Origin of the sequence: Selenomonas sp. KH1T6, assembly GCF_900108415.1 — a bacterium.
Lineage (GTDB): Bacteria > Bacillota > Negativicutes > Selenomonadales > Selenomonadaceae > Selenomonas_B > Selenomonas_B ruminantium_A.
This window is the reverse complement of record NZ_FNWN01000001.1, coordinates 72,334-85,006: the sequence shown is the minus strand read 5'-3', so window position 1 is coordinate 85,006 and position 12,673 is coordinate 72,334. Positions and strand designations below refer to the sequence as shown.

The following is a 12,673-nucleotide window of genomic DNA, read 5'->3' as shown; positions in this document are numbered from 1 at the left end:
TTCAGCCAGCCGCACCATCCCGCTCCCAGTCTAGGCAGGACTCCCTGAAGATGCCAATCCGACTTACTCTTCTCCATCATCGTCACGATGGTATCAAGTTTAGCATATTCAGGCGCTTTTTGCAATGGCAGATGCACTTGCTGCCACTGTTTATCTCTTGGAAAGTTCCGCTCTCAGTGCATGGCACATGCAGGCTGCATCCGGCTCAATGTCCGTCCAAAGGGCCAGGGCTGCCGCCCCCTGCCCTGCCAGCATGGCTTCGCCGTTCTGAATGGCACAGCCATGCTCCCTGGCCTCCCGCAGGAAACGAGTCTCGGCGGGAGTATAGATTATATCGTAGACAAAGGCAGAAGCCTTTACTGAATCCCAGTCCACAGGAGGAGCTTCTTCGACTTTTGGTGTCATGCCCAAAGGGGTTGTGTTCACCAGGATATCCGCTTCAGCTTCAGCCTTGCGGAAGTCTTCACTGCCAAAGGCACAGACAGAAATATCTGCCTCAGTGCGGCTCCTGAATTCCTCTGCCAGAGACTCCCCCTTCTCCGGTGTGCGCACAGCCAAAGTCACAGCAGCCACACCGCTTCTCAGGAGGCCCCAAAGCACTGCCCTGGCAGCGCCCCCCGCCCCCAGGATAAGTGCCCTGGCGCCTGCCAGCTTCACGCCCTTTTCCTGCAAGGGACTCAGGAAACCCAGCATATCAGTGTTATAGCCTTTGAGCTGGCCTTCCCTGTTCACCACGGTATTCACTGCCCCAATGATGACAGCATCCTCATCTATCTCATCCAGCAAAGGCATGATGGCCCGCTTGTGGGGAATGGTCACGTTCCAGCCGGAAAAGTTCAGGGCTTTCAGCCCCTCCACTGCCTGAGGCAGTTTCTCAGGCTCCACGGGCAGGGCCACATAGCTGTAGTCGATGCCAGCCTGCTCAATGGCCGCCTGCTGCATGGCAGGGGAAAGGGAGTGGGCGATGGGCCACCCCATGACCCCAAGATTCTTTGTCTTGCCTGTGTTCATTGCCCTCACCTCAGCCGTGCTGCTTCCTGGTTTCGGACAGCAGTTCCATCTTCATCTCGTAGTAGTCCGGCGTCATATCCAAATAGTGGCGGTGGGGATTCTCAAAGCGCTGCTCTTCCTCCCAGATTTCTTCTTTCAGCTGGGACTTCACATAGTCGCGAATCTCTCCTAAAGTGGGCAGTTCCTGGGTGCGCTTGCCATCCTGCACGTACAGGCGGCGCAGGTTCTTCACAGTGCAGCCCTCGAAATTGCGGTTTTTCCAAGGCTTCTGGGGATCCACATAGCGGAAGGGCTGCTCCATGTCAACCTTCTCCCCGCAGACTGCCAGCATATCCGCCACCGCATGACCGTCCTTGTCGTAAACGCGGTAGAGGTCCTTGAGGCCGGGGTTGGTGATTTTCTCCACATTCTCAGACACCTTGATGCGGGGGGAGAAATTGCCGTTCTCGCCCACAGCAGCCAGCTTGTAGACCGCACCAAAGACCGGCTCGGACTTGGCGGTGATCAGGCGCTCACCCACGCCGAAGCTGTCAATGCAGGCCCCCTGGGACAGCAAGGAAGCGATGGTGAACTCGTCCAGGCTGTTGGACACCACAATCATGCAGTCCTCAAGGCCTGCCTCATCCAGCATCTTGCGCACCCGCTTGGAAAGGTAAGCCAGGTCGCCGGAATCTATGCGGATGCCCTTGAGGCGCTTGCCCATAGGCTCCAAAACTTCCCTGGCCACGCGAATGGCATTGGGAATGCCGGAGTGGATGACATCATAGGTATCCACCAACAGCACCGTGGCATCGGGATAATTCTCGGCATAGTGCCGGAAGGCCTCGTACTCATCACCGTAGAACATGACCCAGCTGTGAGCCATGGTGCCGCTGACGGGAATGTCAAACATCTGGCCAGCAGACACAGTGGCAGTGCCCACCACACCGCCGATGTAGGCAGCCCTGGCCCCGTAGGTGGCTGCATCCATATTGTGGGCGCGGCGGGCGCCGAAATCGGACACAGCCCGCCCCTCACCTGCAGCCTTTACGATGCGGCGGGCCTTGGTGGCAATCAGTGACTGGTGGTTGATCTGGGCGAGGATGGCCGTCTCCACCAGCTGGGCATCAATCAGGGAACCCACCACCGTCAGGATTGGCTCATTGGGGTACATCACCGTACCCTCGGGCATGGCATAGATATCCCCATGGAAACGGAAATCCCTCAAAAAGGCCAGGAATTCCTCAGAGAACATATTCTGCTGGCGGAAATACTCAATGTCATCCTCCGAAAAACGCATATTCTCCACATACTCAATGACCTGCTCCAGTCCGGCAAAAATGGCAAAACCGCCCCCATCGGGGTTCTGACGGTAGAACACATCAAAAACCACCTTGGTATCCGTGTCGTGGTCATTGAAATAGCCATAGGACATGGTCATCTCGTAGAAATCCATCATCATGGAAATATTGCGTTTATCAAACTGGGTCATGACAGGCTCCTTTGCTTAGTGCTGATAAAGGAGCCACCATGATGCCTGTGCTCCCTTTATGCATACTCAAACTAAAATTTACATAAAAACCGATACCCTGCTATTATACAACTTATCCGCGCCTTTTGGTAGCCGTTGACTGCAAAACCTAGTATAATCAAGGGAAAGGCAGAATTTAGGAGTGAATGATCATGGCACTTTTTCATAGCAAAATCTACGGCATTGTCCAGGGAGTGGGCTTCCGCCCCTTTGTCAGCCGTCTGGCCGATGAATTCCATATTTGCGGCAACGTATGCAACAAGGGTCCCTATGTGGAAATCTATGCCCAAGGCACAAGGGAAAACCTGGCTGATTTCTTCAGAACCCTGGAAGAACGCCCCCCGGAACGCTCCGCCATCCTGAAGGTCGAAACAGAAGAATGCGCCGGGAAAGAATTCCATGACTTTGAAATCATCGAAAGCGCCAAAGAAGCCGGGGAAATCTTTGTCTCCCCGGATATCGCCACCTGCGACAAGTGCCGGGCTGAGCTCTTTGATCCTGGAGACCGCCGCTACCTGCACCCCTTCATCAATTGCACCGCCTGCGGCCCCCGGCTCACTATCCTTGACTCCATGCCCTATGACAGGGAACGCACCAGCATGGGAGAATTCCCCATGTGCGCCAAATGCGCAGAGGAATACCATAGCCCTGCCACCCGCCGCTACGATGCCCAGCCTGTGTGCTGCAATGACTGCGGTCCGGAACTTTACCTCATAAGCGAGCCACAGGTGCGGGGAACCGAAGCTCTGCAAAGAGCCAGGCAGTGCCTGCGGCAGGGCGGCATTGTGGCCATCAAGGGCATTGGTGGCTTCCACCTCTCCTGCGATGCCAAAAACAGGGAAACCGTGGCCAGGCTCAGGAAGCTCAAGCACCGTCCTGTGAAGCCCTTTGCCCTGATGATGAAGGATATAGCCGCCATAGAAAAGGATTGTGTCATAGAGCCGGGGCAGGAGGAAGTCCTCACAGGACACCAGAAGCCCATCCTGCTCCTGAAGCGCAGGGTTGACAGCCAGCTGGCCCAGGAAGTCGCCCCGGGCAATCCCAAGGTAGGAATTATGCTGCCCTACACCCCCCTGCACATGCTGCTCTTTGACTATCCTGACGGAGAGGAATTCCCCGACAGCCTGGTGATGACCAGCGGCAACCCTTCCGGCGCTCCCATCTGCCGCACAGACGAGGACGCTGCAAAAGCCCTTTCCCCAATCTGCGACCTGATGCTTTCCCACAACCGCAAGATAAGATTGCGGGCAGACGATTCAGTAATGGACTGGCTGGAAGGGCAGCCCTACATGATACGCCGCAGCCGCGGCTATGCTCCCCTGCCCTTTATGATTAGCGGAGACTTTTCCCCTGAAGGCGCGGTGCTGGGCATTGGCGGCGAACTGAAGAACACCTTCTGCCTGGGCAAGGGCAGCCTGCTTTATCCCTCCCCCTATATCGGCGATATGGGCGACCTGCGCACAGTGGCAGCTCTGCGGGAGTCAGTCAGGCGCATGGGCGAGCTATTGGAAACCGAGCCCAAAATCGTTGCCTGCGATCTCCATCCCCGCTACAACACCACTGCCGTGGCCAGGGAACTTGGCCTGCCCCTGCTGCCTGTCCAGCACCACTATGCCCATATCCTCTCCTGCATGGCAGAAAATGACTGGCAGGAGCCGGTGCTTGGCGTCTCCTTTGACGGCACGGGCTACGGCACGGACGGCACTGTCTGGGGCGGCGAGATACTGAAAGCAGATTACCATGGCTTTGAACGGCTGGGCCATATCCGCCCCTTCCTGCAGACGGGAGGCGACAAGGCCTCCCGGGAAGGCTGGCGCATAGCCATTGCCATGCTTTACGGCCTCACCAAAGAACAGGACAAAGTGCGGCAGCTCAATGAAAAACTGCAGCTCTGCCCCGCAAAGGAACTTGCCTCCCAGTTCCTCATGGCAGACAAGAAACTCAATGCCATCAAGTCCACCAGCGCCGGCAGGCTTTTCGATGGCGTCAGCTCCCTGCTGGGCATCCGCAGCAGTTCTACCTTTGAAGGAGAGGCTTCCATGTACCTGGAATTTGCGGCCGAAGCCTATGAGAACCGCTTCTGTGCAGGCCTGCGCTCAGACATTGCCCTGCTGGAAATGGATAAAGCCGCACTTGCGCCCGAGACCTTCGCTGATGCCCCCTTTGAACTGCCCACAGAAAAGCTCTTTGCGCTTATGCTGGACGAGCGCTTGCAGGAAGAAGCAGATATAGAGCAGCTGGCCTTCAAATTCCACGCAGGCCTGGCCGCCCAGATCACGGAAGCCTGCAAACTGGCCCGGGAGAAAACAGGCCTCACCACCGTTGCCCTTTCTGGCGGTGTCTTCCAAAACCACCTGCTGATGCGCCTCGTGCTGCAAGCCCTCAGAAAAGAGGAGTTCCAAGTGCTGAAGCACAGCCTGGTGCCCCCCAACGACGGCGGACTGGCCCTGGGGCAGGCAGCAGCCGCCCTTTACCGGCTGAAAGAGATGAACGGATAGAATATGCCAATAACATATTTCTTTGAAAAACAATAGCAGATAAAACAAAAGGACGTTCCCTGCGAATCGAAACAAGGAACGTCCTTTTTGCATCTATTTAACTTTCAAACAAAGCCTTGGCAAAATCCTCGGCCACGAAGGGGCGCAAGTCTTCGACCCCCTCGCCCACGCCAATCCATTTCACAGGCATGGAAAGCTCGGACTTGATGCCGATGACCACGCCGCCCTTGGCCGTGCCGTCCAGCTTGGTGAGCACTACGCCGGAAATCGGCGCAGCCTTGGTGAAAAGCTGTGCCTGGCTGATGGCGTTCTGGCCCGTGGTGGCATCCAGCACCAGCAAAGTCTCGTGGGGAGCGCCGGGAATCTCACGGCCTATGACGCGATTGATCTTCTCCAGCTCCTGCATAAGATTGGACTTGGTCTGCAGGCGTCCGGCGGTATCGATGATCAGCACATCAATGCCACGGGCCTTGGCTGCCTGCACAGCATCGTAGGCCACAGCAGCGGGGTCGGAACCCTCCTCATGTTTGATGACCCGTGCGCCGGTACGCTCCCCCCATACCTCCAGCTGGTCGATGGCAGCCGCACGGAAGGTATCTGCCGCTGCCAGCATGACGCTCTTGCCCTGACCCTTGTAATAGGCACTGAGCTTGCCGATGGTGGTGGTCTTGCCTGCGCCGTTGACGCCGATGGTCAGCAGCACCGTGGGGCCCTCCTTGGCCGTGCGGGTGGTATCATTCTCCTCCCCAGCAGTGAGGATAGCGGCAATTTCCTTCTGCAGGAAGGGCTTCAGATCCTCAGGGCCGTTGATTTCCTTCTTCTTGATGCCCTTGCGCACGGCAGTCATGAGCTTGTCAGTGGTCTTCACCCCCACATCAGCCATGATGAGGGTTTCCTCCAGTTCGTCCAGCAGGTCATCATCGATGTCGGCGTAGCCCAGCACCAGTTTCTCTATCTTGTTGGTCAGATTCTCACGGGTCTTGTTCAGTCCCTTTTTCAGCTTGTCAAAAAATCCCATCTTATGCTCCTTTATCTGCTAGATCATCCAATTTCACCGACAGGATACGGGAAACGCCCGCATCCTCTATGGTCACCCCGTACATGGTATCCACCGCCTCCATGGTGCCTTTGCGGTGAGTCACCACGATGAACTGGGTTTCCTCTGCAAACTCCCGCAGGAAGGCGCCAAAGCGTATGACATTGGCCTCATCCAGGGGCGCGTCTATCTCATCCAGCACCGAGAAGGGAGAAGGCTTGTATCTGAGGAAGGAGAACAGCAGGGCGATGACTGTCAGGGCCCTCTCCCCACCTGACAGGGCAGACATGTTCTGCCGCTTCTTCTGGGGCAGGGTCACCAGTATCTCCACACCTGAATTCAATACATCCTCTGTGTCCGTAAGACGCAGCTCCGCTTCGCCGCCCCCGAAGAGACGCACGAAAATCTCGCTGAAGTAAAGCTGTATCTGGGCAAAGGCTTCCTTGAACTGCTTGGACATGGCCTCATCCATCTCAGCCAGTATCTTCTCCAGATTTTCCTTGGCCTCCACCAGGTCCTTGGCCTGCTTTTCCATGAAGCCATGACGCTTGGATAGCTCCTCATGCTCCTGCAGGGCATTGGGGTTTACGGGTCCTAAAGCCTTGATTTTCTCCCCCAATTCATGGAGCCGCGCCTTGAGGAGAGCAGGCTCCATGTCCAATGCTTCTTCAGCCGCCCTGTCAGGGGTAAGGCCATATTCACTGAAGAGATTTTCTTTCCACTCCTCCAGAGCCATTTCCAGCTTGGTGCTGACAATCTCCAGCTTGTGGACTTCTTCCTGTAGCTGCTGCCTGACCCGGCCCGCCTTGCGGGCGGCCTGCTCCAGTTCCTGGCTTTCTGTGAGTGCATCCATGCGCTGCTTGTAAAGTCCCGCATGGCGCTCCTGGCTCTCATCGTAGGAATCCTGCCATTCACGCTGCTGAGCTTCTATTTCCTTCAGGCGCTGCAGGCTGGCAGCGGCTCCTTCGGCCAGTTCCTTTTCCTCCTGCTCATTGTCCTTGAGGGCCTTCTCTCCCCGGGCCTTTTCCTGACGGGAGTTCTCCAGCCTTTCCCCGGCTCGCAGGGCTTCCTGCTTCAGCACCGCCTGCTTGATTTCCCTCTCATGGATAAGGCTGGCCAGCTCCTCGGCGTCCTGCCTGGCTTCCTCCAAAAGTTTCTGGGCTGAAGCAAGCTTTGCCTCAGCCTCCTCAGCCCGGGCTTTGCCCTGGCTGATTTTTCCCTGCAGCGTCTCAATCTCGGCACTGCGGTTGAGGAAGCCTGCCTCCTGATGGCCTTTGCCGCCACCAGAGAGAGAACCGCCAGGATTTATGAGCTCGCCGGTGAGGGTCACCAGCCGCAGCTTCTGATTATGCTTCCTGGCCAGAGCCAGCGCATGGTCGAGATCATCCACCACCAGGGTCCTGGCCAGCAGGAAATCTGCCACCTTGCTGTATTCAGCAGGCACCTTCACCAGGCGGCTGGCCCAATCCAGCACCCCCGGCTCCCCTGCCACCTGCAAGTCAGGCACCGTGCGCTGGACAATGGTGTAAAGGGGCAGGAAGGTAGCCCGGCCCAGATGCTGCTGTTTCAAGAAAGCAATAGCCGCCTTGGCGGTATCCGTGTCCCTGGTGACCAGATTCTGCTGGGCAGAACCCAAAGCAACCTCGATGGCAGTGACATATTCAGCAGGCACCTCCATCAGCTCGGCCACGGCGCCTGCCACGCCCTTGCGCCAGGGCTCACGTGCTTTCAGTATCGCCTTGGGCGCCTTGCCAAAGCCCTCATAGGCTTGCTGCATGCGTTCCAGCATGGCGCATTCCTGCTGGACAGAAGTGAGCTTTCTCTGGGCTGTGAGCACTGCCTCTCGGGCAGCGTTTACTTCCTGCTGACGAGAAGCAATGGTGCCCTTGTAGGCCGCAGCCCGCTCCCGTTCCTTTTGCAGCAGTTCACCTGCCAGCTGCCAGTCTGCCTGTTTCTGCTTTTCCTCTGCAGCCAGCCCTGCCAGTTCTGCCACCTTACTAGCCAGCAGGCTATTGAGCTCCTGACGGCGGGCCAGGATTCTCTCCTTGACAGCCTTGCTCTGTTCCTGCCGTTCCTCCAGGGCCGCCACCTCACGACTGGCAGCTTCGATGTTCTGGCGAAGCCTTTCGCTCTTGCCAGCCTGTTCCTGCATGGTCTTTTCCAAGTCGATGAGCTTTTGGCCCAGTTTCTGGCGGCGGGCCTCTGCCTTGTTGACCTCAGCCTCGGCAATGAGTGCTTCCTCACGTTTTTTCTGGAGGTTCTGCTCATTTTCACTATGGCGCCGGCTTTCCCGCTGGTAATCAACAGCCAGCTGGGTGAGTCGGCATTTCTTCTGCTCCTCTGAGAGGCCGTTGTAGATGCGGGTGCGCTCTGCCTGCTGGGCCAGAGGTTCCAGCTGGTTCTCTATCTCCCGGATGATGTCCTGGACACGCACCAGATTCCCTTCCGTATCCGTCAGGCGGCGCAGGGTTTCCCGCTTGCGGGAACGATACTTGGTGATACCTGCCGTTTCCTCGAAGAACAGGCGTCGCTCCTCGGGCTTGCTATTCAGGATATCATCGATGCGGTTCTGGCCGATGATGCTCATGCCGTCATGGCCGATGCCCGTGTCCGCGAAGAGGTTGTAGATATCCTTCAGGCGGCAGCGGGAACGGTTGATGTAGAACTCGCTTTCCCCGCTGCGGTAAAGCCTGCGGGTCACCACCACTTCCCGGAAATCCACAGGCAGGGTGCCGTCATTGGCAAAGAACAGGGACACCTCTGCCAGCCCCAGGGGCTTCCTGGCGGCAGAGCCCGTGAAGATGATATCCTCAGCCCTGGCCCCGCGCAGATTGCGGACATTCTGTTCACCCAGCACCCAGCGGATAGCATCGGTGATATTGCTCTTGCCGCTGCCGTTAGGCCCTACGATGGCGGTGATGCCCGAGTCAAAATCTATGGTTATCTTATCGGCAAAGGACTTGAAGCCGTATGCCTCCAATCTTTTAAGCTGCAACTATGCCTTGCTCCCTTCAGGCTTGTGGGTTCCCAAAAACCTTTGCTTGAATTCATCTGTAGCAGCGTACTCCCGCATGAAATCAGTGAGACGGTTGTCCACCTTTGACAGGGAACGCTGCTGTCCCCAATACAGGTATACCATGACCTCCAGTTCCGGAGAAAGAGGACGCCTGACAAAGATGCTCTCCATGCTGGTGACGAAATCCGGCAGGATGGAAATCCCCTCCTGATTAGCCACCAGCTGCTTGATGGTCTTGAGCTGGGAAGTGCAGAGCAGCACATCCGGCACGAACCCCGCCTCATTGCAGCGGGCACACACTTCACGGTACTGGTAAGTGCGGGGCTGCTGCATGATGAACTTTTCTCCTGCCAGATCCTCAAAGGTGATTATCCTTTTGCCTGCCAGCGGGTGCTCCGGGTGCAGGCAGACGCTCATGGCATCCTCCATGATGGGCAGCGCATGGTCATTGTCCTCTGTGCCTCCCAGCACGATGCCGAAGTCCAGTTCCTCCAGATCTGCCCTGTTCTTCACCTCATCAGAATCGGCAAACTCCTGCACATCAAGAGTCACATCGGGAAAGGCCCGCCGGAACTTGGTGAAGAAATCCGGGAAGAGATAGGCCTCCACCATAGGTGGAATGCCAAAGCGCAGAGTCTCATGCTTATCCCGCCGGAACCTCTGCATATCCCGCCTGGCACTCTCCGCATCCTGCATGATGCGCTGAGCATGGAGCAGGAACACTTTCCCCTCCTCCGTAAGAGTGGCCCGCTTCTGGCTGCGATCAATGAGCGTCACCCCCAGTTCCGCCTCCAAAGCCTTGATGGCCTTGGTGACAGAGGGCTGGGAAACATGCAGCACCTCAGCCGTGCGCGTGAAATTTTCCAGCTCACTGATGGTGCAAAAATACTCCAGTTGCCGAAACTCCATAGAGAAATCCCCCATACATCTCATGTCTATCATCTATATAAGTGTTGTTCATTCAGTCCGTTCCATTTTATCATAGCTTCAGGTTATTGTCACCCAAAGACGAAGAAAAGCCTTTATACCCAAAAGAAAAATCCCCGCCCAATGCGAGGATTTTCATATTCGGAATCAAAACATATTCCGCCTCCAAAGTATGACGGCAGAGGATATGGATATGCCAAAGGCAATCACCATGACATACATGAACCCCTTGCCATCTTCCGCAAAGGGCACCGGCACATTCATGCCGAAGAAGCTGGACACCACCGTCGGGATAGCCAGTATGATGGTCATGGCAGCCAGGAATTTCATCACCCGGTTCTGGTTGTTGGAGATAATGGAAGTGAAGGTATCTGCCAGCCGGGCCAAGATCTTGCTGTACATCTCCACCATTTCCCGGGCCTGCTTGTTCTCGATGATGACATCCTCCAGCAGGTCCTCATCTTCTTCATACATCTTCAGAATGGGCTTCATGGCGGGATTGGAGCGCAGGCGCAGGAGCTTGTCCATGACAGCGCCATTGGAACGCAGGGCCGCATTGAAGTAAGTCAGGCCCTTCTGGAGCTCAAGGAGCCGCAGGATTTCCCTGTTGCTCATGTTGTGGCGCAGCTGCACCTCTATATCATCGGAAAGCTTGCTTATCTGCCGCAGATAGCGCAGGTAAAGGGTGGCTGACTTATAAAGTATCTGAAAAAGGAATCTTGTCTTCTTATAGGTGCGGAAGAGCTTGGCGGTACGCTCGTTGAACTCCGCCATCACGGGCGTCTCTTCCAGGCATACGGTAATGATATACTCCGTGGTGACAATGATGGCCAAAGGCAGGGCATCATAGCTTTCCTCGCCACGGCATACAGGCACGTTGGTCAGGACCATGATGGAATTGTCCTCCACGTCCGTATGGGAGCGCTCCTCATCATCCAGTGCGGAACGCAGGAAGTCCGGCTCAACCTCCGTCAGGTTGCTGACCACCTTCAGCTCATAGGGAGTAGGGTCAATGATATTGATCCAGGCTCCCTTCTCCAGAGTCTTCAGGCTCAGTTCCTGCAAGGGGCCGCTTTCAGCGGACTTGTAGATTTGCAGCATGGGCTGTCTCCTTTCTCATAGGAAAGAACCCGCCCCAAACTGCACCAGCGCAAAGCTAAAAGACCACGGCCAGTGTAGGAAGGGCAGACCTCCCCTTATTCGTATGTATGTTCCATCGCTTCGGGTCTGCCGAACTAGGGTGATCATCCATGCTCCTCACCAGCCTTTCAGTGCGTCCTTAAAATTTCCGAATTATATTATACAACCTTAATTTATTTTTTTCCAGAAAAAAAGCTGAGACACTTTCCTCCCACAAACAAAGGGTGCTGCACGTTTCGTTGCGCACAGCACCCTTCACCATAAAAAGCCGTCATTTAGTCAGCTTGTAATACTTCTTCTTGCCCTTCTTTACAATAGCAGCACCATCATTGAAGTCCCCAGCCTGCAGCACGTAGTCAATATCCGTAACCTTGCTGTCGTTGAGGCTCAAGCCATTCTGCTGTATCAAGCGCTTGCCTTCCCCTTTGGAAGCGAAGACTCCACCTGCCACCAGGGCATCAAGCAGCTTGTCTCCTGCTTCGGCTGCCACAGTAGGCATATCGGCCACATTTCCTGCACCACCGAAAAGGGCTTCGGCAGACTGCTTGGCTTTCCTGGCCTCTTCTTCGCCATGAACAATCTTTGTGACTTCATAGGCCAATACAGCCTTGGCTTCATTAGCCTGCTGATCCTTCATGGCACCTAAGCGGCGCACCTCATCCATAGGCAGGAAGGTGAGCAGAGACAGGCATTTCTCCACATCTGCATCATCCACGTTGCGCCAGTACTGATAGAATTCATAGGGAGAAGTCTTCTCCGCATCAAGCCAGAGAGCCCCGCCGGCAGTCTTGCCCATCTTCTTGCCATCACTCTTGGTCAGCAGCTTGTTGGTGAGACCATAAACAGGGGTACTGAGCTTGCGACGGCAGAGCTCAACACCAGCGATGATGTTGGACCACTGGTCATCGCCACCCATTTCCAGCTTGCAGCCATAGCGGCGGTTCAGTTCCAGGAAGTCATAGGCCTGCATGATCATGTAGTTGAATTCCAGGAAGGTCAGGCCTTTCTCCCAGCGCTGCTTATAGCACTCGGCAGACAGCATGCGGTTTACAGTGAAGTCTGCGCCAACTTCGCGCAGGAGCTCGATATAATTGAGCTTCCTGAGCCAGTCGCCGTTGTTCACCATCAGAGCCTTGCCATCAGAGAAATCGATGAAGCGGGCAATCTGCTTTTTGAAGCATTCACAGTTGTGCTCAATGATTTCATCCGTCAACATCTGGCGCATATCCGTACGGCCGGAAGGATCACCCACGGTGCCGGTGCCACCGCCCACCAGGCAGATGGGACGATGACCTGCCCGCTGCATGTGAGCCATGGCCATGAGCGCTATGAAATGACCCGCATGCAGGCTGTCAGCAGTGGGATCAAAACCTATATAAAAGGAAACCTGCTCCTCATCAAACAGTTTCCTCAGTTCCTCCTCATTGGTGCACTGGGCTACAAAGCCGCGTTCTTTCAAAATGTCAAATACGTTAGACAACCAACTCGCTCCTTTATCTTATGATTAACTCCAGCAGTAATTCATTATTCCTGCA

General features: G+C 55.8%; 8 protein-coding genes. 1 reads left to right on the top strand and 7 read right to left on the bottom strand.

The annotated features are described in order from the left end of the window. Window positions 1-150 precede the first annotated feature (150 nt). Together BLW59_RS00410 and BLW59_RS00405 are read right to left on the bottom strand one after the other, a co-directional pair. Complete coding sequence (locus BLW59_RS00410; protein ID WP_074695261.1) at window positions 151-1,011, bottom strand: shikimate dehydrogenase; 861 nt, start codon at window positions 1,009-1,011, stop codon at window positions 151-153. A gap of 10 nt (window positions 1,012-1,021) precedes the next feature. Further along, on the bottom strand, window positions 1,022-2,482 hold the full coding sequence (locus tag BLW59_RS00405) for a nicotinate phosphoribosyltransferase (protein WP_029543945.1): 1,461 nt from the start codon (window positions 2,480-2,482) through the stop codon (window positions 1,022-1,024). 191 nt (window positions 2,483-2,673) lie between these two features. Between BLW59_RS00405 and hypF the strand changes: the two genes are divergently transcribed. Continuing rightward, window positions 2,674-5,019, top strand: a complete 2,346-nt coding sequence (hypF, locus tag BLW59_RS00400) for a carbamoyltransferase HypF (protein ID WP_074695259.1) — start codon at window positions 2,674-2,676, stop codon at window positions 5,017-5,019. Window positions 5,020-5,116: 97 nt separating this feature from the next. Here the strand turns inward: hypF and ftsY are convergent, their stop codons facing one another. The 5 genes from ftsY to tyrS form a co-directional block, all read right to left on the bottom strand. Continuing rightward, the gene (gene ftsY, locus BLW59_RS00395) at window positions 5,117-6,037 is read right to left on the bottom strand and encodes a signal recognition particle-docking protein FtsY (RefSeq protein ID WP_029543941.1); all 921 of its coding nucleotides are present in this window, start codon (window positions 6,035-6,037) and stop codon (window positions 5,117-5,119) included. 1 nt (window position 6,038) lies between these two features. Beyond that, on the bottom strand, window positions 6,039-9,050 hold the full coding sequence (locus BLW59_RS00390) for an AAA family ATPase (protein ID WP_074695257.1): 3,012 nt from the start codon (window positions 9,048-9,050) through the stop codon (window positions 6,039-6,041). Further along, window positions 9,051-9,980 carry a LysR family transcriptional regulator gene (locus BLW59_RS00385; protein WP_029543937.1) on the bottom strand — a complete coding sequence of 310 codons (930 nt, stop codon included), beginning with the start codon at window positions 9,978-9,980 and terminating at the stop codon, window positions 9,051-9,053. A gap of 165 nt (window positions 9,981-10,145) precedes the next feature. Further along, the gene (locus BLW59_RS00380; RefSeq protein ID WP_029543935.1) at window positions 10,146-11,099 is read right to left on the bottom strand and encodes a magnesium transporter CorA family protein; all 954 of its coding nucleotides are present in this window, start codon (window positions 11,097-11,099) and stop codon (window positions 10,146-10,148) included. 310 nt (window positions 11,100-11,409) lie between these two features. Beyond that, complete coding sequence (tyrS, locus tag BLW59_RS00375; protein ID WP_029543933.1) at window positions 11,410-12,618, bottom strand: tyrosine--tRNA ligase; 1,209 nt, start codon at window positions 12,616-12,618, stop codon at window positions 11,410-11,412. Window positions 12,619-12,673: the final 55 nt, after the last annotated feature.